The 22,356-nt window shown below is 71.6% G+C and carries 20 protein-coding genes; 8 read left to right on the top strand and 12 right to left on the bottom strand.

The genetic code is table 11. The features are described 5' to 3' along the window. Nucleotides 1–553: 553 nt before the first annotated feature. Both ACZ4V1_RS26710 and ACZ4V1_RS26705 read left to right on the top strand, forming a co-directional pair. Nucleotides 554–1,783 (top strand): trypsin-like serine peptidase, encoded by a 1,230-nt coding sequence (locus tag ACZ4V1_RS26710; protein ID WP_468340506.1) that lies wholly within the window; start codon nt 554–556, stop codon nt 1,781–1,783. 233 nt (nt 1,784–2,016) lie between these two features. Beyond that, nucleotides 2,017–3,228 (top strand): trypsin-like serine peptidase, encoded by a 1,212-nt coding sequence (locus tag ACZ4V1_RS26705; RefSeq protein WP_468340503.1) that lies wholly within the window; start codon nt 2,017–2,019, stop codon nt 3,226–3,228. Between the two features lie 78 nt (nt 3,229–3,306). Here ACZ4V1_RS26705 and hflX read toward each other — a convergent pair whose 3' ends face one another. From hflX to miaA, 6 genes are all read right to left on the bottom strand, one after another. Then, the gene (gene hflX, locus ACZ4V1_RS26700) at nt 3,307–4,800 is read right to left on the bottom strand and encodes a GTPase HflX (protein ID WP_468340500.1); all 1,494 of its coding nucleotides are present in this window, start codon (nt 4,798–4,800) and stop codon (nt 3,307–3,309) included. 146 nt (nt 4,801–4,946) lie between these two features. After that, on the bottom strand, nt 4,947–6,473 hold the full coding sequence (locus ACZ4V1_RS26695; RefSeq protein WP_468340497.1) for a M1 family metallopeptidase: 1,527 nt from the start codon (nt 6,471–6,473) through the stop codon (nt 4,947–4,949). A gap of 117 nt (nt 6,474–6,590) precedes the next feature. Then, a complete protein-coding gene (locus ACZ4V1_RS26690; RefSeq protein ID WP_468340494.1) occupies nt 6,591–8,759 on the bottom strand; it encodes a RelA/SpoT family protein in 2,169 nt (722 codons plus the stop codon). A gap of 230 nt (nt 8,760–8,989) precedes the next feature. Further along, nucleotides 8,990–9,883, bottom strand: coding sequence for a diaminopimelate epimerase (dapF, locus tag ACZ4V1_RS26685; protein ID WP_468340491.1), 894 nt, complete (start codon nt 9,881–9,883; stop codon nt 8,990–8,992). 343 nt (nt 9,884–10,226) lie between these two features. Further along, the gene (locus ACZ4V1_RS26680) at nt 10,227–10,727 is read right to left on the bottom strand and encodes a hypothetical protein (protein ID WP_468340705.1); all 501 of its coding nucleotides are present in this window, start codon (nt 10,725–10,727) and stop codon (nt 10,227–10,229) included. A gap of 107 nt (nt 10,728–10,834) precedes the next feature. After that, complete coding sequence (gene miaA, locus ACZ4V1_RS26675) at nt 10,835–11,773, bottom strand: tRNA (adenosine(37)-N6)-dimethylallyltransferase MiaA (RefSeq protein WP_468340488.1); 939 nt, start codon at nt 11,771–11,773, stop codon at nt 10,835–10,837. Nucleotides 11,774–11,956: 183 nt separating this feature from the next. Between miaA and ACZ4V1_RS26670 the strand changes: the two genes are divergently transcribed. Continuing rightward, nucleotides 11,957–12,241, top strand: coding sequence for a hypothetical protein (locus tag ACZ4V1_RS26670; protein WP_468340486.1), 285 nt, complete (start codon nt 11,957–11,959; stop codon nt 12,239–12,241). 24 nt (nt 12,242–12,265) lie between these two features. Further along, the gene (locus tag ACZ4V1_RS26665; protein WP_468340483.1) at nt 12,266–12,574 is read left to right on the top strand and encodes an antitoxin; all 309 of its coding nucleotides are present in this window, start codon (nt 12,266–12,268) and stop codon (nt 12,572–12,574) included. Between the two features lie 118 nt (nt 12,575–12,692). Here the strand turns inward: ACZ4V1_RS26665 and ACZ4V1_RS26660 are convergent, their stop codons facing one another. From ACZ4V1_RS26660 to ACZ4V1_RS26650, 3 genes are read right to left on the bottom strand one after another with little or no spacing between them, the layout of a single operon-like run. Further along, nucleotides 12,693–13,415, bottom strand: coding sequence for a class III extradiol dioxygenase subunit B-like domain-containing protein (locus ACZ4V1_RS26660; RefSeq protein WP_468340481.1), 723 nt, complete (start codon nt 13,413–13,415; stop codon nt 12,693–12,695). Between the two features lie 49 nt (nt 13,416–13,464). Continuing rightward, nucleotides 13,465–14,976 carry a tRNA (N6-isopentenyl adenosine(37)-C2)-methylthiotransferase MiaB gene (miaB, locus tag ACZ4V1_RS26655; RefSeq protein WP_468340478.1) on the bottom strand — a complete coding sequence of 504 codons (1,512 nt, stop codon included), beginning with the start codon at nt 14,974–14,976 and terminating at the stop codon, nt 13,465–13,467. Beyond that, nucleotides 14,927–15,514: a HAMP domain-containing protein gene (locus ACZ4V1_RS26650; protein ID WP_468340475.1), complete on the bottom strand. Its 588-nt coding sequence runs from the start codon at nt 15,512–15,514 to the stop codon at nt 14,927–14,929. The genes miaB and ACZ4V1_RS26650 overlap by 50 nt, the downstream gene beginning before the upstream one ends. A gap of 197 nt (nt 15,515–15,711) precedes the next feature. On the opposite strand from ACZ4V1_RS26650, the gene ACZ4V1_RS26645 reads away from it, so the two are divergent. Both ACZ4V1_RS26645 and ACZ4V1_RS26640 read left to right on the top strand, forming a co-directional pair. Next, nucleotides 15,712–16,197 carry a cation:proton antiporter regulatory subunit gene (locus tag ACZ4V1_RS26645; protein ID WP_468340472.1) on the top strand — a complete coding sequence of 162 codons (486 nt, stop codon included), beginning with the start codon at nt 15,712–15,714 and terminating at the stop codon, nt 16,195–16,197. Between the two features lie 4 nt (nt 16,198–16,201). Beyond that, nucleotides 16,202–17,434, top strand: a complete 1,233-nt coding sequence (locus ACZ4V1_RS26640; protein ID WP_468340469.1) for a cation:proton antiporter — start codon at nt 16,202–16,204, stop codon at nt 17,432–17,434. 166 nt (nt 17,435–17,600) lie between these two features. On the opposite strand, the gene ACZ4V1_RS26635 is transcribed toward ACZ4V1_RS26640, so the two are convergent. Beyond that, a complete protein-coding gene (locus ACZ4V1_RS26635; RefSeq protein ID WP_468340466.1) occupies nt 17,601–18,029 on the bottom strand; it encodes a pyrophosphohydrolase domain-containing protein in 429 nt (142 codons plus the stop codon). Between the two features lie 107 nt (nt 18,030–18,136). Here ACZ4V1_RS26635 and ACZ4V1_RS26630 point away from each other — a divergent pair, with 107 nt between their 5' ends. Beyond that, nucleotides 18,137–19,132 (top strand): TAXI family TRAP transporter solute-binding subunit, encoded by a 996-nt coding sequence (locus ACZ4V1_RS26630; protein ID WP_468340463.1) that lies wholly within the window; start codon nt 18,137–18,139, stop codon nt 19,130–19,132. Nucleotides 19,133–19,137: 5 nt separating this feature from the next. Here the strand turns inward: ACZ4V1_RS26630 and ACZ4V1_RS26625 are convergent, their stop codons facing one another. Next, a complete protein-coding gene (locus tag ACZ4V1_RS26625) occupies nt 19,138–20,568 on the bottom strand; it encodes a sensor histidine kinase (protein WP_468340460.1) in 1,431 nt (476 codons plus the stop codon). 9 nt (nt 20,569–20,577) lie between these two features. Then, on the bottom strand, nt 20,578–21,264 hold the full coding sequence (locus ACZ4V1_RS26620) for a response regulator transcription factor (protein ID WP_468340457.1): 687 nt from the start codon (nt 21,262–21,264) through the stop codon (nt 20,578–20,580). 302 nt (nt 21,265–21,566) lie between these two features. On the opposite strand from ACZ4V1_RS26620, the gene ACZ4V1_RS26615 reads away from it, so the two are divergent. Next, nucleotides 21,567–22,343, top strand: coding sequence for an amino acid ABC transporter ATP-binding protein (locus tag ACZ4V1_RS26615; protein WP_468340454.1), 777 nt, complete (start codon nt 21,567–21,569; stop codon nt 22,341–22,343). Nucleotides 22,344–22,356: the final 13 nt, after the last annotated feature.

The following is a 22,356-nucleotide window of genomic DNA, read 5'->3' as shown; positions in this document are numbered from 1 at the left end:
GGGCGGACGGCCGTCGTCCTCACGCGAGGCCCTCGCGGTGGCCGGCCGGATCACCAGGCGTTGGTGATCAGCCAACTCCCGCGAACGCGCCCGAAACAAGAGAGCGAGGCGCCGGGCCGGGGCCGGATTCCGCCGGGCCGGTCGTGACCGGCCCGAGGCGGTGTGGCGGGCCTCGAAGTGGCCTCGCCACACCGGCCGCCAAACCTGAGCGGTCGTCAGCAGCGGTAGCGGCCGGCCTTGTACGGGCCCTGCCTCGACGCCGGTGTACTCGGCCTGCTCCGGGCGGAGCCCGGTCAGCACCGGTGGTCGTGATCGGCCACATCGGCATCGACGAGTAGGCGGACGCGCCGGCCCGGGTGGACGGCCTGGGCACCCGGGCCCAGCCGGCCCGTCGCCCCGACGCTCTGACGGAACCCGGCCCTCACTTGACGGACGCGTGCCAGGTCAGACGGCTTGTATCCGAACCGTTGCCGTTCCGTCGGAACTCCCCCACAGCGAACGAATAGTGTGTGGTGCCGTTCCAGGGCAGTTCACCATAGGGGGAATCACCAGCATGCGATCCATACGGCCGTCGTTCAGCACGCGCGGGCACAGGCGCGGGCGGCGCAGAACCTCCCCCGTCCCGGTCACCGTGGCGCTCGTCTCGGCACTCGCGCTCACCGCCACCGCCTGCGAGTCGGGCGACCCCGAGGCAGGCGGCGACGCCTCGGCCTCCGCGTCCGCCGCTGACGCCGGCAACGGCGAGATCCGGATCCCGGACCACATCAAGGACAAGCTCAAGGAACACGGGATCGACGTCGACGAATGGAAGAACGGCGCCTGGAAGGACTGGAACAAGGACGACTGGCTGCGTGAGGCGCAGGACTTCGTCAATCCGATCATCGAGGACCTGTGGGACCCGGACCGCATGCGGGACGCCGAGGAGCCCGACCAGGAGGTCGACGACAGCGACCTCTCCGGTGACCAGGGCGTGACCGACCCGGAGCCGCAGCCGGTGCAGGCGCGGACGGTGCCGCCCAAGTACCACGACAGCGCCGCCACCGCGGGCAAGCTGCTCTTCGACTCCCCCCAGGGCTCGATGGTCTGCTCGGCAACGGTCGTGGAGGACCCGGCCAACCCGGGCAAGTCCAACCTGGTCTGGACGGCCGGCCACTGCGTGCACGCGGGCAAGAAGGGCGGCTGGTACCGCAACATCGCGTTCGTGCCCTCGTACAACGACGCCGGCAAGTCGACCGAGGAACTGCAGAACGCCACGAAGGAGGAGGTCGCTCCCTACGGCGTCTGGTGGGGCGACTGGGCGCAGACCTCGGACCAGTGGATCGAGCAGGGCGGCGCGACGGGCGGTGACGGCGCCTCGTACGACTACGCCGTCATCCATGTGACGCCGGAGAAGGGCAGCGACGGCAAGTCCCTGGAGGAGACGGTCGGCGACGCGCTTCCGGTGGACTTCGACGCGCCCGCGGTGCCGGAGGTGAAGAGCCTCAAGGCGATCGGCTACCCGGCCGCGGTGCCGTACGACGGCCAGAAGCTGTACCAGTGCGAGGACAAGCCCGGTCGACTGTCGATCGCCGCCTCCGACCCGACGATGTACCGCATCGGCTGCACCATGACCGGCGGTTCGTCCGGCGGCGGCTGGGTCTCGGCCGGTTCCGACGGCAAGCCGGCGCTGGTGTCCAACACCTCGATCGGCCCGGTGACGGCGGGCTGGCTGGCCGGTCCGCGGCTGGGCGAGGAGGCCAAGGGTGTGTTCGACGAGGTGAGCGGAAAGTTCGCCGGCCAGTGACCGCGCGCTGAGGCACAGCGCATCGACTCGGAAGACGGTGGGGTGCGTCGGGCGCACCCGGCACCCCACCGCGCCTTCGGTGACATTCGTACGTTCGGCATCCGCACGTTCCACATTTCGTACGTTCCGCCTTCGTACGTTCCGCCTTCGTACGCTCTGCCTTCGTACGCTCTGCATTTGTACGTTTCACATCCATACATTCCGCATTCATACGTTTCAACGGGGGTCCCACCATGCGTTCCGCACCAACGCCCGCCGCTCCACGGCATCGGCGGCGCACCGCGCTCGCCGCCACCGGTCTCGTCGCCGCCCTGGCGCTCACCGCGACCGCCTGTGGCGGTTCGGAGAAGGACGAGGCCGACGCCAAGCCCAGCGGCGGCACCTCGCAGGCCGCCGACGCCGGCGGCGACGGCAAGGTAGAGGTCCCGGCCGGCCTCGCGGACCGGCTCAAGAAGCACGGCATCGACGTCGACCAGTGGAAGGACGGCGGCTGGAAGAACTGGGACAAGGACAAGTGGCTCACTGAGGCCAAGGACTTCGTCAACCCGGTGATCGAGGGCCTGTGGAAGCCGGACCGGATGCGGTCCGCGACGGAGGCCGACAAGACCGTCACGACCAAGGACACCGCCGCCGACCAGGGCGCCACCGACCCGGAGCCGGCGCCCGTCGAGGCCGTGGCCGAGAAGACGCCGTACCACGACAACGCGGCCCCGGTCGGCAAGGTCTTCTTCGACTCCCCCGAGGGTTCGATGGTCTGCTCCGGCACCGTCATCAAGGACGCGAACAACCCGGGCAAGTCCAACCTGGTGTGGACGGCGGGCCACTGCGTGCACGCCGGCGGCAGCGGCGGCTGGTACCGCAACATCGCCTTCGTGCCCTCGTACAACGACCTCGGCAAGTCCGAGACGGAGCTGGCGGGCGCGACGACCACCGAGATGGCCCCGTACGGCACCTGGTGGGCCGACTGGGCCTCGACCTCCAACCAGTGGATCCAGGGCGGTGCGGCGGACGGCGGCGACGGCGCCGCGTACGACTACTCCGTGCTGCACGTGAAGCCGGAGCAGGGCAGCAAGTCCCTGGAGGAGACGGTCGGCGCCGCCTTGGAGGTGGATTTCTCCGCCCCCTCCGCGACTGAGGTCGCCAGCATGGGCGCCTGGGGCTACCCGGCCGCTCCGCCGTACAACGGCCTGGACATGTTCAAGTGCGTCGACCGGCCCGGCCGGCTGTCGCTGAGCCCGTCGCTGCCGACGATGTACCGCATCGGCTGCACCATGACCGGCGGCTCGTCCGGCGGTGGCTGGTTCCGGGTGGTGGACGGCGAGACCAAGCTGGTCTCGAACACCTCGATCGGCCCGCTGGAGAACACCTGGCTGGCGGGTCCGCAGCTGGGCCCGGAGGCTGAGGCGATGTACCAGAACATGAGCAAGACGTACGGCGGTCGGTGACCCGCACGCGCACGTGCTGAGGGCCCGCCCCCTGCCGGCAGCAGGGGGCGGGCCCTCGTCGTCGCTGTGCGACCGAGCCTAGGCAAGCGGCGCCGGAACGTACGGCATGAGCTCCGCCGCCAGCTCCTCGTGCACCCGCACCTTGAGCAGGGTGCCCTCCGGGGTGTGCTCCTCGGAGATCACCTCGCCCTCGTCATGGGCGCGGGCGACCAGCTTGCCGCGGGTGTACGGCACGAGCGCCTCGATCTCGACCGACGGGCGCGGCAGATCGTTGTCCAGCAGAGCGAGCAGCTCGTCGATGCCCTGGCCAGTGCGTGCCGAGACCGCGATGGACCGCTTCTCGACCCGCAGCAGCCGCTGGAGCACCAGCGGGTCGGCCATGTCCGCCTTGTTGATCACGACGATCTCGGGTACGTCGGTGGCGCCGACGTCCCTGATCACCTCGCGCACGGCGGCCAGCTGCTCCTCCGGGGCCGGGTGCGAACCGTCCACCACGTGCAGGATCAGGTCGGAGTCACCGACCTCCTCCATCGTGGAGCGGAACGCCTCGACCAGGTGGTGCGGCAGGTGCCGGACGAAGCCGACGGTGTCCGCCAGGGTGTACAGCCGTCCGCTCGGCGTCTCCGCGCGGCGCACGGTCGGGTCCAGGGTGGCGAACAGCGCGTTCTCCACCAGCACGCCCGCGCCCGTGAGGCGGTTGAGCAGCGAGGACTTGCCGGCGTTGGTGTAGCCCGCGATGGCGACGGACGGCACCTTGTGGCGCTTGCGCTCCTGGCGCTTGATCTCGCGGCCGGTCTTCATCTCCGCGATCTCCCGGCGCATCTTCGCCATCTTCTCGCGGATCCGGCGCCGGTCCGTCTCGATCTTGGTCTCACCGGGGCCGCGGGTGGCGAGGCCGCCGCCCTTGCCACCGCCCATCTGCCGGGACAGCGACTGACCCCAGCCGCGCAGCCGCGGCAGCATGTACTGCATCTGTGCGAGCGCGACCTGCGCCTTGCCCTCTCGGGACTTGGCGTGCTGGGCGAAGATGTCCAGGATCAGGGCCGTACGGTCGATGACCTTGACCTTGACGACGTCCTCGAGGTGGATCAGCTGTCCCGGGCTGAGCTCACCGTCGCAGATGACGGTGTCCGCGCCCGTGTCGTGGACGACGTCCCGCAGTTCCTCGGCCTTGCCGGAGCCGATGTAGGTGGCTGCGTCGGGCTTGTCGCGGCGCTGGACGACACCGTCGAGCACGAGCGCGCCGGCGGTCTCCGCGAGGGCGGCCAGCTCGGCCAGGGAGTTCTCCGCGTCCTGCACGGTGCCCGAGGTCCACACGCCGACGAGGACGACCCGCTCCAGACGGAGCTGGCGGTACTCGACCTCGGTGACGTCCTCGAGCTCGGTGGAGAGGCCCCCCACCCGGCGCAGCGCGGCGCGGTCGGAGCGGTCGAGCTGCTCGCCGTCCCACTTCGGGTCGATGTCGTGGTTCCAGGCGACGTCCTCTTCCATCAGGGCATCGGCCCGGAGGCCCTCGGGATAGGTCTGCTCGAGACGCTTGGTGTCCTGGGAGGGGGAAGAAGAGGAGGTCATTGGATCCTTACGTAGCTGGGATTCGAATCGCGCGGCACTGGTACCGCCACACTCGGCATAACGCGCGAGGCACCGGGGAGATTCCCGCGGCCCCTGCCGTGCCGTCCCGAAGATGGTCGCACGGCACGGGCCGTCTCGTCACCGGCTTATTCCCCGTGCGCCTTCCCGGTACCGGCCGCCGGTGCCTGTTCGGGCGCGGTCGGCTTCCAGTCCGGGTGGCCGGGCATGGGCGGGGTCTTCTCGCCGTACAGCCAGGCCTGGAAGAACTCGCCCAGGTCGCGGCCGGATACCTCGGAGGCGAGCCGGACGAAGTCGGCGGTGGTCGCCGTGCCGTCCCGGTGACGGGTGACCCAGGCACGTTCGAGGCGGTCGAAGGCGGGGCGGCCGATCTCCTGGCGCAGGGCGTAGAGCACGAGGGCGGCACCGTCGTACACGTTGGAGCGGAAGATCCCGGTCTTGCTGCCGTTCTTCGGCGGCTTCGGTGCGGCCGGCGGTCCGCCCGCCGCGCGCCAGCGGTCGGAGGCGCCGTAGGCGGCCTTCATGCGCGCCGCCATGGGCTTGTCCGCGGTCTCCTCCGCGTAAAGGGCCTCGTACCAGGTGGCGTGTCCCTCGTTGAGCCACAGGTCGGACCAGGTGCCCGGGCTGACGCTGTTGCCGAACCACTGGTGGGCCAGCTCGTGCACCATGATCGACTCGACGTACCACTGCGGGTAGGCGGGCTCGGTGAACAGCTCCCGCTCGAAGAGGGAGAGCGTCTGGGTCTCGAGTTCGAAGCCGGTGGTGGCGTCGGCCATGAGCAGGCCGTACGTCTCGAAGGGATAGCGCCCGACCTTGTCCTCCATCCAGTCGATCTGGTCGGGGGTCTTCTTCAGCCACGGTTCGAGCGCCGCGCGGTGCTTCGTCGGCACGACGTCACGCACGGGCAGTCCGCGCGGGCCGGTGCGGTGCAGGACCGTTGAGCGGCCGATGGACACCTGGGCCAGCTCGGTGGCCATGGGGTGCTCGGTGCGGTACGTCCAGGTGGTCGCTCCGCCGACCCGGTCCGCGCCCGTCGGCAGGCCGTTGGCTACGGCTGTGAGCCCGTCGGGGGCGGTCACGCTGATGGTGAAGCGCGCCTTGTCGGAGGGGTGGTCGTTGCAGGGGAACACCAGGTGGGCGACGTCGGCCTGGTTGGCCATGGCGAGGCCGTCGGCGGTGCGCACCCAGCCGCCCTGGCGGTCCTCGGGGTACACGGGGTCGCTGCTGTGCCGCACGGTGATCCGCGTCCGCTCGCCCTCGTCGAGCGCGTCCTCGGGCGTGACGACGAGGTCCTCGCCGGCCGTGGCGAAGCCGGCGGGCTCGCCGTCGACCTCGACGGATTCGACCTTCCCGTGGGCGAAGTCGAGGTTGACCCGGTCGAGGTCGGCCGTGGCCCGGGCGTCGATGGTGGTGACGGCCTTCAGCGGCTCGCTGTTGCTGCCGGAGTAGGTGAAGGACAGGTCGTAGGCCGTCACGTCGTAACCGGGGTTGCCCAGGTGCGGGAAGAGGCGGTCGCCGACGCCCAGGGGGGCGGGCGGGGCGCTGGCGGCGACCAGGCAGACGGAGACGGCCGAGGCGAGCAGCGCCGCGGCCCGGAACCGGCGGCGGGACCACGCGCGTGGTCGCGGAGTCGGGGTGTGAGGGGTGTGCAGCATCCCCCACGGCTATCAGCGCGTGCGTGCGCTGCGGCGACGGCGCGCGCCCGGAACACCCGAACGGGTACGTTCCGGCGGCCGACGACCTGCCCTCAGCACGACCGACCCGGGTGCGGCTCAGACGCCCGTGGTCTGCGGCTGCGCCCTGCTCACGTCGTACACCCCGGCGACGTCGCGCATCGCGCGCATGAGGGCGGGCAGCCGTGCGGCGTCCGGGAGCAGGACGGTGTAGGTGTGGCGGACCCGCTGCCGGTCGGGGGGCTCGACGGTCGCGGAGACGATCTCGGCGCCTTCGAGGGCCATGGCCTCGGTGAGGTCGGCCAGGAGGTGCGGGCGGCCGAACGATTCGGCGAGCAGGGTGACCCGGCACTGGGTGCTCTCCCCCCAGCGCACGCCGATCTCCGCGCGCCCGGCGCCCTTCATCCGCGCCACCACCGCGCACTGGGCGCGGTGGACGGTCACCACTCCTCCGCGCACGGCGAAGCCGGTGATCTCGTCGGGTGGTACGGGGGTGCAGCAGCCCGCCAGCCGTACGGTCGCGCCCGGCGGGTCGACGATCACGTCGGCGGAGGCGGGACGGGCGGCCGGTCCGTCGGACGTCGGGCGCGTGGCGGGCGCGTCGCCGGTGGCGGGACCGCGGGACGTCTCCTCAGCCTCGCCGGGCACCGGTTCCGGGTGGGCCGCGAGCCGGCGCTGGATGGCGATCCGCGCGGCGGGCGTGTGGGCGTGCTCCAGCCACTGTCTGGAGGGCTCGGAGGCGGGGTCCTGGCCCATCAGGAGCTGCACGGTGTCGCCGTCCCGCAGCACCGTGCTCATGGTCGCCAGGCGGCCGTTGACCCGGGCGCCGATGGTCGCGTGCGCGTCCTCGCCGTACTGGGCGTACGCGGCGTCCACGCAGGTCGCGCCCTCGGGCAGGCCGAGGGTACCGCCGTCGGGCCGGAAGACGGTGATCTCGCGGTCCTGGGCGAGGTCCTCGCGGAGGGTGGACCAGAAGGTGTCGGGGTCGGTGGCGCCGCGCTGCCAGTCGAGCAGCCGGGAGAGCCAGCCGGGCCGGGTCGGATCGGCGCGCTCGCCCTCGCCCGCGGTCTGCTCCTCCGACGGCGGGGCGTACGGGTTGCCGAGCGCGACGACGCCGGCCTCCGCGACCTTGTGCATCTGGTGGGTGCGGATGAGGACCTCGACGACCTGGCCGTCCTGCGCGCGGGCCACCGCGGTGTGCAGCGACTGGTACAGGTTGAACTTGGGTACGGCGATGAAGTCCTTGAACTCCGAGACGACGGGCGTCATGCAGGTGTGCAGTTCTCCCAGGACGGCGTAGCAGTCGGCGTCCTCCTGGACGAGCACCAGGAGGCGGCCGAAGTCGGCGCCGCCCAGGGGGCCGCGTTTGCGGGAGACACGGTGCACGGAGACGTAGTGACGGGGCCGGATGAGGACTTCGGCCGGGATGTCGGCCTCGCGCAGCACCTTGCGCACCTCGTCGGCGACGGCGGCCAGCGGGTCGTCCGCGCGGGCGGCGTTCTCGTCGACCAGCGCCCGCGTGTGCTGGTACTCCTCGGGGTGCATGACCGCGAAGACGAGATCCTCCAGCTCGGACTTGAGTGCCTGTACGCCGAGCCGTTCGGCCAGCGGGATGAGCACGTCCCGGGTGACCTTGGCGATGCGTTCCTGTTTCTCCCGGCGCATGACGCCGAGGGTGCGCATGTTGTGCAGCCGGTCGGCGAGCTTGATCGACATCACGCGGACGTCGTTGCCGGTGGCGAGGAGCATCTTGCGGAAGGTCTCGGGCTCGGCGGCGGCGCCGTAGTCGACCTTCTCCAGCTTGGTGACGCCGTCGACGAGGTAGCGGACCTCGGCGCCGAACTGCTCGCCGACCTGGTCGAGGGTCACCTCGGTGTCCTCGACGGTGTCGTGGAGGAGGGAGGCGGTCAGTGTGGTGGTCTCCGCGCCGAGTTCGGCGAGGATCAGGGTCACGGCGAGGGGGTGGGTGATGTACGGCTCGCCGCTCTTGCGCATCTGTCCGCGGTGCGAGGACTCGGCCAGCACGTAGGCGCGGCGCAGCGGGTCGAGGTCGGCGTCGGGATGATGGGCGCGGTGGGCCTCGACGACGTGGCCGATGGCGTCGGGCAGCCGGCCGCGAGCGGTGGAGCCGAGCAGTGCGGCGCGGCCCAGGCGGCGCAGGTCGATCCGGGGGCGGGACTTCCTGCGGGGCGCCGTCGGCGCGACGGGGCCGTTGGCCACGGGCGTCACAGGGCCTGGGCTCGCTGGATTCACGGCCTCCGCGTTCATGGGCACCTCCGGCTGCACGGACCGGCGGACGGGGTATCCCAGGGCGGACACGGCTCAGGGGATGGCGTCGGTCCCCCGTCCGGGCCGGTGCTTGATGCTATCGAGCCCATCACGTGCGGCCGACCGCCTCTCGCCGAGCGTGAAACGGATCACCCATTCGAGCGATGGTCCGAGGGTTTACGTTTTCGCACTGAGTGTCATGGTCTGAGTGCCATCGACCGGATCTTCGTTCAGGCGGTCACCCCTTCCAGCCATGCGGCGTCGATCTCGCCCTCGGCGACGATCACCGCGGGGCCGGTCATCTCGATCTCGCCGTCGGGGCGCTCGGTGATCACCAAGGTGCCACCGGGTACGTCGACGGTGTACGTCGCCGGGGTGCCGGTGACCGCCGGGTCGGCGCCGTCCCGGCGGGCGGTGGCGACGGCGACGGCGCACGCGCCGGTGCCGCAGGAACGGGTCTCACCGGAGCCGCGCTCGTGCACGCGCATCGCCACGTGGCGGGGGCCGCGGTCGACCACGAACTCGACGTTGACGCCGTCCGGGTAGGCGGTGGCGGGCCGGAAGGGCGGCGGAGAGTACAGATTGCCGGCGTGGGCGAGGTCGGCGACGAAGGCGACCGCGTGCGGGTTGCCCATGTTCACGTTCCGCGCGGGCCAGCTGCGCTCGCCGACGCTCACCTCGACGTCGCCCTCGGGGAGCAGCGCGCGGCCCATGCCTACGGTGATGTCGCCCGCGCCGGAGCCGCCGCCGGAACCGGTCTTGGCGATGTGCACGGTCTTCACGCCCCCGCGCGTGGCGACGGCGAGGTCGCCCTCGGTGACGTGCCCGGCGCGCTGGAGGTAGCGGGCGAAGACCCGTACGCCGTTGCCGCACATCTCCGCGACCGAGCCGTCGCCGTTGCGGTAGTCCATGAACCACTCCGCCTCGGCCGCCATGTCCTTGGCCTCGGGGTGCGCCGCGGACCGCACCACGTGCAGCAGTCCGTCACCGCCGATGCCCGCGCGACGGTCGCACAGAGCGGCGACGGCTGCGGGGGGCAGGTCGATGGCGTTCTCGGGGTCCGGGACGATCACGAAGTCGTTCTCGGTGCCGTGACCCTTGAGGAAGGCGATCCGCGTGCTCATTCCTCGATCGTACGGGGTCGGTACGACATGACGACGAGGGACGGACGCGTGGAGGAGGCGCGTCCGCGCGGATGAGCTGGAGGCGCGTCCGCGGGGAGGAGGCGCGAGGTGGAGGCGCGTCCGCGGGGAGGAGGCGCGAGGTGGAGGCGCGTCCGCGGGGAGGAGGCGCGAGGTGGAGGCGCGTCCGCGGGGAGGAGGGGCACGTGTGCCGCGGGGAGGAGGGGCACGTGTGCGCAGGGGGAGGGGCACGTGCGCGTAGAGGAGGCGGCGCGTGGCGGAAAAGAGGGAGGAGGCGCGGACGCGGAACGCGCACGTGGCCCCGGACCAGTGGGCTGGGCTCGCGTCAGCCGCGCAGGCGGGCCACCCGCCACACGGCGAGGACGACGACGGCCGCGACCGCGAGGGCGTACACGAGGATCATCCGCCAGTCCGCACGGCGGCCCGAGCCGCGCTGCGGCAGGCCCGGCCAGGTGTAGCCGACCCGGCGGGCGGCCATCATGCCCCAGCCTGCCGCGCAGGAGCAGATCAGCAGCCCCAGCATCGCGATGACGGCGCCGCTGTCGCCGAAGTCGAAGGCGAGCGGGAAGGCGAACATCAGGGAGCCGACCGCTGCCAGGCACACGATGGGCGCCAGCTGCCAGATCCGCAGCCGTCGCTGGGGACGCAGCTCGACCTCGACCTCGTCCCCGTACATCTCGTCGGGCTCGGGGCCGTCGGCGGCCACACCCTCCGGCGTCTCGTCGGGACCGTCGGGGCTCAGAGCGGCTCCGTCCGGCTCCGGGCCGCCGTGTTCGGCGGTGCCGTGCTCGGTGCTCGGTGCGGTGTCACGAGGGCCGGCCTCCATCGCCACGCGCCCTCCCAACTAGGACTCACTCGGTCGATCGAAGCTCGATGATGGCACGCCGCCGAAGGCCGGGATGACGGCCGGGGCGTCCCGATGCCATCACGTGATCAGGCTGTAACCGGTCGTTCGACCAACGACAGGGCCAGCCGCGGAAGTTCCGTGCGATCCACCACAGCCCCACTCAACCAGTGCACCCGCGGATCGCGCCTGAACCACGAATCCTGACGGCGCGCGAAGCGTTTGGTGGCACGGACGGTCTCGGCCCGCGCCTCGTCCAGCGTGCACTCGCCGGCGAGCGCCGCGAGCACCTGCTGGTAGCCGAGCGCGCGCGGCGCCGTGCGCCCCTCCCGCAAGCCCTGCGCCTCGAGTGCGCGCACCTCCTCGACCAGGCCCGCCTCCCACATCCGGTCGACTCGGTGGGCGATGCGCTCGTCCAGCTCGGGGCGCGCCACGTCGACGCCGATCTGCACGGTGTCGTAGACGGAGTCGTGACCGGGGAGGTTGGCGGTGAAGGGCCTGCCGGTGATCTCGATCACCTCGAGGGCGCGCACGATCCGGCGCCCGTTGCTGGGCAGGATGGCCCGCCCGGCCTCCGGGTCGGCCGCGGCCAGAACGGCGTGCAGCTCCCCGGAGCCCCGCAGTTCGAGCTCTTCCTCCAGCCGGGCCCTGACCTCGGGGTCGGTGCCGGGGAACTCCAGGTTGTCGACGGCGCCGCGGACGTAGAGGCCGGAGCCGCCGACCAGGACCGGCCAGCGCCCGTCGGCGAGCAGCGCGTCGATCCGCTCCCTCGCCAGCCTCTGGTACTCGGCGACGGACGCCGTGACCGTAACGTCCCAGATGTCGAGCAGATGGTGCGGGACGCCGCCGCGCTCCTCGGGCGTCAGCTTGGCGGTGCCGATGTCCATCCCGCGGTAGAGCTGCATGGAGTCGGCGTTGACGACCTCGCCGCCGAGCCGCTGGGCCAGAAAGACGCCCAGATCGGACTTTCCGGCCGCGGTGGGTCCGACTACGGCGATGACGCGGGGGGCGGGGGGTGCGCTGCTCACCGCACCAGTCTCGCAAACCTCTCGCCCGGCCCTCGAACGAGTTACGTGACGGCGCGTGGCCGCGATCGTTGCCCGTTGCGAGGTTCCCGCGCCCCGGAACACCGGGGCCACGGCCCCGGCCACGCAAACGGACGCACCGGATGCCGCGGGATTTCGCCCGCACGAGTAACGTATGGAGTTGATATGGGCGTTTTTGCACGGCTTTTTCGGAGGTCGAAGACCACGGAGGAGGCGCCGGCCGCCGAGACGTCGGCCGACACCCCGGAGCCCGAGCGTGCGGTGGAGGAGAACGCGGCCGAGACCGCGGAATCGGCCGAAGCCGGACCCCGGAACACGGCACGGCCCGCGGAGGCCGACGACACCACCGAGGCCGACGAGTCCGCCGGCTCGGAGAGCGTCGGCATCCCCAAGCAGCAGTCCGCCGGGGAGGCCGTCGACAGCGAGGCCGACAAGAGCGCCCGCACCTGACCGCCCCGTGAGGGAAGGCGAACCATGGGTCTGCTGGACAACTTGAAGGCCAAACTGGGACCGGCGAAGGGCAAGGTCTCGGACCTCGCGCAGCAGCACGGGGACAAGATCGATCGCGGTCTCGACAAGGTGGCGAGGACGGTCGACGAGAGGACCAAGGGCAAGTACAGCGACCGGATCCAGACCGGCACGGGCAAGGCGAAGGGCGCCGTGGACCGCCTCGCCCACAAGGACGCCGACGGCATGGACGGAGGCGGACACACACCCGGCACCACCCCGGGCGGCCCCACCCCGGGCGGGACCCCGCCCGCCGGACCGCCGCCGGCTTCCTGACCCACGCCCCGCGTCCGGGACACGGGCGGGTCACCGGCACATCGGCGGACGGCCATGAGCGGATCAGCTCCGGGCCGTCCGCCGGCTCGGGCGAGATGGCTGACCCGCGGTCCGCTTCCTACGACCAGGTGGCCGCGACGTAACCCACCCCGTAGGGCGCGTCCTCGTACCGCAGCGTGCCGACGAGGCCCGTGTCCCGGGCCGCGCCCGCGAGGACCTGCCAGGGCGCCCGGCCGGACGCCTTCAGCTCGCGGGCCAGTGCGGTGTCCAGCGCCGCGAGGGCGGAGACGTCCGCCGATCCCAGCGCACGCCCCACCTCGGCGTCGAAGGGCGCGGCCCGCTCGTCGAGGTACCCGGGGGCCTTGAGCGTGCGGCACGCGCTGGCGTCGCCCAGCACCAGGAGCGCGAGCCGCCCGGCCCGCGCGGCGATGTCCCGTCCGAGCGCCGCGCAGCGCTCGCCGGGGAGGGCCTCCCCCACGCCGATGCCCTCGACGGGGACGTCGGCCCACCCCGCCCGCTCGAGCAGCCAGGCCCCCACCGCAAGCCCGTACGGCAGCTCGCGTGCGGCCCGCTCCGTCTCCGTGCCGCGGTCGGGTCCGAGGCTCACTGCCAGATCCACTCCGAAGCCCCGGAACGAGCCCCGTGTGCCCTGCGGGTAGACCTCGGGCCCGGCGCCGTCCGCCGGCCCGACGACGACGAGCCGGTCGGGCCGGGCGGCGGCGAGCACGCCCAGGGCGTCCGTGCAGGCGACGCGCGCGGCGTCCAGCTCGGGCGCGGCGCCCGCGGCCACCTCCGGCACGAGGAGCGGCGGGCAGGGACAGACAGCGGCGGCGACAAGCATGATCGGCAGCGTAACCCCGGGCCGCCGTCCGCTGCCGCACGCCCTTTGGTCAGTCGCAGCCGCCCGCCACGGCCGGCTGGGGCTCGGGGACGCCGATCTTCGGCAGGCCCAGCATCACGCCCACGGGCTTGGCCTGCTCGGCCGCGTTGCGCTTCTCCCAGGCGTCGCCCGCCCGCGTGCGGCGCACGTCGAGTACCGCGCCCTCGGCGAGGAGGTGATGCGGGGCCGCGTAGGTGATCTCGACCGTCACCACGTCGCCCGGGCGGACTTCCCGGTCGGGCTTGGTGAAGTGCACCAGTCGGTTGTCGGGAGCACGGCCGGAGAGGCGATGGGTGGCGCCGTCCTTGCGGCCCTCCCCCTCGGCGACCATCAGGTCCAGAGTGCGGCCGACCTGCTTCTTGTTCTCCTCCCAGGAGATCTCCTCCTGGAGGGCGACAAGACGCTCGTAGCGCTCCTGGACGACCGCCTTGGGGATCTGGTCGTCCATCTCGGCGGCCGGCGTGCCGGGCCGCTTGGAGTACTGGAAGGTGAAGGCCTGGGCGAACCGGGCCTCGCGCACCACGTGCAGGGTCTGCTCGAAGTCCTCCTCGGTCTCGCCGGGGAAGCCCACGATGATGTCGGTGGTGATCGCCGCGTGCGGGATGGCGGCCCGCACCTTCTCGATGATCCCCAGGTAGCGCTCCTGACGGTAGGAGCGGCGCATCGCCTTCAGCACCGGGTCGGAGCCGGACTGGAGCGGCATGTGGAGCTGCGGCATGGCGTTCGGCGTCTCGGCCATGGCGGCGATGACGTCGTCGGTGAAGTCGCGGGGGTGGGGGGAGGTGAAACGGACACGCTCCAGGCCCTCGATGTTCCCGCAGGCGCGCAGCAGCTTGCTGAAGGCCTCACGGTCGCCGATGTCGGAGCCGTAGGCGTTGACGTTCTGCCCGAGGAGGGTGATCTCGGAGACTCCCTCGGCGACCAAGGCCTCGACCTCGGCCAGGATGTCGCCGGGACGGCGGTCCTTCTCCTTGCCGCGCAACGCCGGGACGATACAGAAGGTGCAGGTGTTGTTGCAGCCGACGGAGATGGAGACCCACGCCGCGTACGCGCTCTCGCGCCGGGTCGGCAGCGTGGACGGGAACGCCTCCAGGGACTCGGCGATCTCGACCTGCGCCTCCTCCTGGACGCGGGCGCGCTCCAGCAGCACGGGCAGCTTGCCGATGTTGTGCGTGCCGAAGACGACGTCCACCCAGGGCGCCCGCTTCACGATGGTGTCGCGGTCCTTCTGCGCCAGGCAGCCGCCGACCGCGATCTGCATGCCGGGCCGGCTCGCCTTCTTCGGGGCGAGGTGACCGAGGTTGCCGTACAGCTTGTTGTCGGCGTTCTCCCGCACGGCGCAGGTGTTGAAGACGACGACGTCCGCGTCGCCGTCGGCGCCCTCGGGGGCGCGGGCGTAGCCCGCGTCCTCCAGCAGACCGGACAATCGCTCGGAGTCGTGGACGTTCATCTGGCACCCGTAGGTGCGTACTTCATAGGTGCGCGTGCCGCCCGCTGACTGGCTCCGGTCGATGCTGCTCATGGCAATAAGGGTAGGCGGTCGGCGACGATGGCCCGGGCCGCCTGTGGACAACCGGGGCCGCGGTGTTGGTCAGACCCTCCTGGGCGACCCGGTAGATCACGAGTTCCGCCTCCGGCGCGAGCGAGGGCAGGTCCCCGGGAACGTGGTGCCGGACGGTCAGCCCGTGGTGTGTGAACTCGGCGGCGAGCGAGTGCAGGGCGCGGCCGGCGCCGGCGGCGCGTTCGGCCTGGAGCCGGTCCAGCATCGTGTTGTACGTCGCGATCAGCTGCGCCGCCTCGGCCGGTCCGGCGACCTTCGGACGGGCGCCGGGCACCAGCAGGTCCGCGGTGGCCATGGCCCGGCCCAGCCGGTGCAGCGGGACGAGGCCTACGCGCAGGACGACCGCGTTGCCGGCCAGCAGCACCGCGAGGCCCGCCAGCAGGATCAGCGCCTCCCCGGGCAGGACGGGAGTCGACACGGTGACCGGTCCCAGCAGCAGTGCTGTGGCGACGACCAGGCCCGCGGCGTTGAGCGAGAAGATCCGCCAGAACAGCGGCACAGTCCTCTTCCCGCTCCTCCCGGCCTTCGCGCACGACACCGCCGGGGTCAGCCTCGCCGCCCGCGACCGGCTGCGTATATCCGTCACGACACCCATATCGCCACCGTGCGTGCGGATGACAGCATGGCGAGGTCGCGAGCACGTCACACACGTGCGCAGAGTGCGGCAAGGGACGCAAGAGGAATGAGGGAAAGCTCGTGTCAGCTCCACGCCTGAGGGCAACGCCGCTGCCGGGTATCGGGGTCCAGTACGACCTGGTGACCCGCGAACGCCGCCATCTGTCGGTGGTGGCACACCGCGACGGCACCCGCACGGTGAACATGTACCGGGCCGACGACCCCGACTCCTGCGCCCACTCGCTTCGGCTGGCCGGCGCGGAGGCGGGCGCGCTGATCGACGCGCTCAAGCCCTCCCACCACAGCCCCAGCCTGCTCTACACCACCGACCTCGGGCTGGTCGCCGAGCGGGTCGAGGTGTCCGCGACGTCCCGGTGGAACGGCCGCCTGCTCGGCGAGACCTGCGTGCGGACCGAGACCGGTGCGTCGATCGTCGCCGTGCTGCGGCGGGCCGAGGCGATTCCGTCACCGGCGCCGGACTTCCGGCTGGTGGGTGGTGACACCTTGATCGTCATCGGCACCCGCGAGGGCGTCGACGCGGCCGCGACGATACTCGGGCAGGAGTGAGCCGGTGCACTCCGCGGTTCTGCTGATCGAGTTCGGTTCCATCATCCTGGGGCTGGGGCTGCTCGGCCGGTTCGCCGGCCGGTACCGCCTCTCCCCGATCCCGCTGTACCTGCTGGCCGGGCTGGCGTTCGGCAAGGGCGGGCTGCTGCCACTGGGCGCCAGCGAGGAGTTCATCGCCGCCGGCGCCGAGATCGGTGTCATCCTCCTGCTGCTGATGCTGGGCCTGGAATACACGGCCAGCGACCTGGTCACCAACCTGAAGTCCCACTATCCGGCCGGTCTCGTCGACTGCGCGCTCAACGCCGTGCCGGGCGCGGTGGCCGCCCTGCTGCTGGGCTGGGGCCCGGTGGCGGCGGTCGTACTGGCCGGGGTGACATGGATCTCGTCGTCCGGTGTGATCGCCAAGGTGCTCGGCGACCTCGGCCGCGTCGGCAACCGCGAGACCCCGGTGATCCTCAGCGTGCTGGTCCTGGAGGACCTGGCGATGGCGGTGTATCTGCCGATCGTCACGGCTCTGGTGGCCGGTGCCGGGCTGATGACCGGGAGCATCACCCTGGCGATCGCGCTGGCCGCGGCGGGCGCGGTGCTCTTCGTGGCCCTGCGTTACGGCCGGGTGATCTCGCGGTTCGTCTCCAGCGACGACCCGGAGAAGCTGCTGCTCGTGGTGCTGGGTCTGACGATCCTGGTCGCGGGCGTCGCGCAGCAGCTCCAGGTGTCGGCCGCCGTGGGGGCCTTCCTCGTGGGCATCGCACTCTCCGGAGAGGTCGCGGAGGGCGCGCACACGCTGCTGAGCCCGCTGCGGGACCTGTTCGCCGCGGTCTTCTTCGTCTTCTTCGGGCTGCACACCGATCCGGCCAGCATCCCGCCGGTCCTGCTGCCCGCTCTCGCACTGGCCCTGCTCACCACCGTGACGAAGATCGCCACCGGGTACTGGGCCGCCCGGAGGTCCGGGATCTCCGTCAAGGGCCGCTGGCGCGCGGGCGGCGCGCTGGTGGCACGCGGCGAGTTCTCGATCGTCATCGCGGGCCTCGCGGTCTCGGCCGGCATCGAACCGTCCCTGGGCCCGCTGGCCACGGCCTACGTCCTCATCCTGGTGGTCCTCGGCCCCCTCACCGCCCGCTTCACCGAGCCGCTGGCGACCCGTCTGTTCCGTCGGCGGGACAACCCCGGCCGCCCCGGGGGCGTCCCCGACGGGACGCCGCAGCCGGCGGGGGCGGAGGCGTCCGTGGCCGACTGACCGGGCCACGGCACCGGCATGCGTGCCGATCCCACTCGACCCCGGTACGCGGGTGCCGGGGTCGTCGTGCGCCGTGCGCCGTCACCGGTGTCGGCATGGTCGACGGTCGCGGCGTGGTCGACGGTGGCGGTACCGGCCGAGCCGGCGGCGGTTCGTCTGCGCCCCGTCAGCCCGCCTGCGTCTTCGAAGCCTCCGTCGTCCGCGGCGTCCATCCCTGTCGACGCAGTACACCCGGCACGTCCGGCGCCTCGTAGTGGTCGCCCTTGAGGACCTTGCCGTCCGCTCTGCGACTGACCCGGCCGTCGGGGCCCAGCTTGGTCATGTTGGAGCGGTGGATCTCGGCGATCACCTCGTCGAGGTCGATGCCGTGGACGAGTGCCGTGCCGTAGGCGACGTAGACCACGTCGGCCAGCTCGTGCGCGAGCCGGTCGAGCGGGCCCGTCACCGACACCTCGGCGACCTCGGCCGCCTCCTCGGCGAGCAGCTCGCCCCTGTGGGCGGCCAGCTCGGGCGAGACCTCGGTCGGAGTGCTGCGGGCGTCCAGCCCGAAGGCTAGGTGGAAGGCGCGGACCAGTTCGGCGGGCGAGGAACTCATGCCGACGACTGTAACGACCACCACTGACAGCCGGCTGGCCCGCCTTCGCGGTCACCGTGTGAGCTCTGCCCTGGTCAGCCGGGTCGCGGGCTGGCAGGATCGCGCCCATGTCCACGCTGTTCTCCCGTATCGGCAGGCGTCGGGCCGTCCAGGGCACGGTCGCCGGCGCGGTCGCCCTCGGGCTGCTGCTGTGGTGGCTGCTGCCGCTGGGCGAGGAGCCGCCGAGTGGGACGGTCACGTTCAGCACGGGCACACGTGCGGGCGTCTACCAGAAGTACGGCGAGCTGCTGCGCACCGAGCTGCGCAAGGACATGCCGGACCTGAAGGTGCGGCTGACGACCAGCGCCGGCTCGCAGGAGAACGTCGAGCGGGTGGCGTCCGGGGAGGCCGACTTCACGATCGCCGCGGCCGACGCGGTGGAGACGTACAAGATCGCGGGCAGTCCCGGCGCCGAGGCGCTGCGTGGTGTCACCCGACTCTACGACGACTACGTGCAGCTCGTGGTGCCGAGCGACTCGGACATCCGGTCGGTCGCCGACCTGCGCGGCAAGCGGGTCGCCATCGGGCTGCCGAACTCGGGCGTACGGCTGATCGCCACGCGCCTGCTGGAGGCCGTGGGCATCGACCCGGAGAAGGACATCACGCCCCGCGCGGACGGGATCGACACCGGCCCCGGGCGACTGGGCGAGGAGCTCGACGCGTTCTTCTGGTCGGGCGGTGTGCCGACGGACGGGCTCAAGCAGATCGCGGAGACCTCCGCCTTCCGGTTCGTGCCGATCGGCGAGGACCTCGTCACCAAGCTGCACGAATCCGGCGGCGCGACCCGCTACTACCGCACCACCAACATGCCGGAGTCGGCCTACCCCACCGTGCAGAACGGTGCCGTGGTGCCCACGATGGCGGTCTCCAACCTGCTGGTGACCCGCGCGGACATGGATCCGCGGCTCACCGAGTGGCTGACCCGGACCGTGCTCGACAGCCGCGACGGCATCGGGGCGACCGTCCACTCCGCGCAGTTGGTGGACCTGCGTACCGCGATCTACACCGACCCGCTGGAGCTGCACGAGGGCGCCCGGCGCTACTACCGGTCGGTGAAGCCGTAGGGCCGTTACGGCTCCTTCCGCGCGCCCGCCCCCGCCGGTCCGGACCTAGGCACCGTGACCGTCACCTCGAGGCCGTGCGGATCGTGGTGGCCGAAGGCGATCGAGCCGTCACCCGCCGCGAGCAGTGCCCGGCAGATGGACAGGCCGAGGCCGGAGCCCTTGATGTTCTGATGCCGGCCACTGCGCCAGAAGCGGTCGCCCACGCGCGCGAGTTCCTCGTCGGTCAGCCCGGGACCGTTGTCGGTGACGACGACGGTGGCGGCTTCCCCGGTGGAGGAGACGGTGATCCGGACCTCCTCGTCGACCGGCGTGAACTTCACCGCGTTGTCGATGACCGCGTCCAGGGCGCTCGACAGTGTCACCGGGTCGGCCCAGCCGGTGGTCGGCGGGCACTCCCCCACCAGCCGTACGCCCTTGGCCTCGGCCGTCGGTGACCAGGCCGCCATCCGCTCGGCGGCCAGCGCGCCGATGTCGGTGACCTTCAGGTCGGCCTGGCTGTGCTCGGCGAGCGCCAGGTCGAGCAGGTCGTCCAGGACCCGGGCCAGGCGCTTGCCCTCGGTCTGGACGGAGGCGATCTCCTCGTTGTCCTCGGGCAGTTCCAGGGCGAGCAGCTCGATGCGCAGCAGCAGTGCCGCGAGGGGATTGCGCAGCTGGTGCGAGGCGTCGGCGACGAAGGCACGCTGCTGCTCCAGCACGTCCTCCACATGGTCCGCCATCTCGTTGAACGACCCGGCCAGGCGTCTGAGCTCCGGCGGTCCCCCGGCCGGCGCGACCCGCGACTTGAGCCGTCCGGTGGCGATGTCGTGCGTGGTGGCGTCGAGCACCCGTACCGGCCTGAGCACCCAGCCGGTCAGCCGGAGCGCGGCGCCGACGGCGAGCAGCATCGCGGCCGTCTCACCGGCGCCGATGACCAGCCAGCCGCGCAGGGTGCGCGACCGCATCGAGTCGGTGGGCGAGTCGGTGACCACGACCGCGACCACGTCCCCGTCCCGGATGACCGGCGAGGCGACCACGAGCCGGCCGTCCTCCCAGGGCCACACCTGCCGCGGGTCGTGGCTGCGGCGGCTGAGCAGCGCCTCGTCGAAGGAGTCGCGCACCTCGCCGGTCTGGGGCAGGAACCAGGTCGTGGGCGCGTTGGCCATCGGGATGTGGTTGCGATAGAAGACGCCCGCCTTGATGCCGTAGACGTCGTGGTAGCTGATGAGCTCGGTCTGCAGCGTCTCCAGGCGCTCGTCCGTGGTCGTCCGGCGCGATCCGCCCGGCACGTCCTCGGTGACGAACTGGGCGAGCGCGGCGAAGCGTGCCGTGTCGTCCATGCGGTCGATGACGACCTTCTGCTGTTCCGCGCGGGCGACGCTGATGCCGAGCGGAACGCCGAGCGCGAGCAGTACGGCCGCCATCAGGACGATGAGCAGCGGGAGCAGGCGTGTGCTCACCCGGACCCGCTACCCGGTGGGGGCGACGAGGCGGTAGCCGACGCCGCGGACGGTCTCGATGAGCGCCGGCATGCGGAGCTTGGCGCGCAGCGAGGCGACGTGCACCTCCAGCGTGCGCCCGGTGCCCTCCCAGCTGGTGCGCCACACCTCGCTGATGATCTGCTCCCGGCGGAAGACCACTCCGGGGCGCTGTGCGAGCAGGGCGAGAAGGTCGAACTCCTTGCGGGTGAGTTGGACGACCGAACCGTCCACGCTGACCTGGCGCGTCGGCAGGTCGATGCGCACCGGGCCGAGGCGCACCACGGTCTCGGTGCTCCCCGTGGTGTCCTCGTGGGCGGTGCGTCGGCTGACGGCGTGGATCCGGGCGAGCAGTTCTCCGGTGTCGTACGGCTTGACCACGTAGTCGTCGGCACCGAGGTTAAGGCCGTGGATGCGGGAGCGGACGTCGGAGCGCGCGGTGACCATGATGACCGGGGTGCTGGTGCGCTTGCGGATCTTGCCGCAGACCTCGTAGCCGTCCTGGTCGGGCAGGCCGAGGTCGAGCAGGACGACGCCGAAGCAGTCGCCCTCGGGGACGAGCGCCTGGAGTGCCTCCTCGCCGCTGCGCGCGTGGGTGACGTCGAAGCCGTGCCGTGCCAGGATCGCGGACAGGGCGGCGGCCACGTGGTTGTCGTCCTCGACGAGCAGCAGTCTCATCCGGGCTCCCTTCGGTTCATCGGCCGTACGCTTGGCAGGGGTAGAAAGACGGATGCACGCGCGCGTGCGTCTTGTCGCCTGCACCTTGTGCAGTGACGCCGATGGAGGGTGACGGCGTCAAGAGGGTTCCGGTTGCGGCCGCTCGAAGTTATCCGGCCGATATGCGCCCTGCTCACAAGTGCTACGACTCGTGTCCGATTGCTATCGGATCGTGATGCTCAGATTCCCCTCAGATGTAGAGACGCAGGTCGTTCGGCGTTACTACTGTCCTCCGAAACCGAGGAGGACGGAGCCCGAGAGCGATGACCGAAGTATCGGTGGCCAAGGAAGATGTGGCCGCGACCGGCGAACTGGTCGTCCTGAAGAGTGTCAACAAGCACTTCGGCGCGTTGCACGTGCTCCAGGACATCGACCTGACGATCACCCGCGGCGAGGTTGTCGTGGTCATCGGACCCTCCGGGTCCGGTAAGTCCACCCTGTGCCGCACCATCAACCGCCTGGAGACCATCGACTCAGGATCGATCGCGATCGACGGCAAGCCCCTCCCCGCCGAGGGCAAGGAGCTCGCCAGGCTGCGGGCCGACGTCGGCATGGTTTTCCAGTCCTTCAATCTCTTCGCGCACAAGACCGTGCTCGAGAACGTCACCCTGGGCCAGATCAAGGTCCGCAAGGTCGACGCCAAGAAGGCCGAGGAGAAGGCCCGCGCCCTGCTCGACCGCGTCGGCGTGAGCGCCCAGGCGGACAAGTACCCCGCGCAGCTCTCCGGTGGTCAGCAGCAGCGCGTCGCCATCGCGCGGGCGCTGGCCATGGACCCGAAGGTCATGCTCTTCGACGAGCCGACGTCGGCTCTCGACCCCGAGATGATCAACGAGGTGCTGGAGGTCATGAAGCAGCTCGCCCGCGAGGGCATGACCATGGTCGTCGTCACGCACGAGATGGGCTTCGCCCGGTCGGCGGCCAACCGCGTGGTGTTCATGGCGGACGGCCGCATCGTCGAAGAGGCCACGCCGGAGCAGTTCTTCAGCAACCCGCGCAGCGACCGTGCCAAGGACTTCCTGTCGAAGATCCTGCACCACTGACACTTCCGGCGCG

The organism is Streptomyces sp. NPDC028991 (assembly GCF_055564775.1).
Note: the sequence above shows the minus strand (reverse complement) of the source record. Positions and strands in the feature narration are given on the sequence as shown.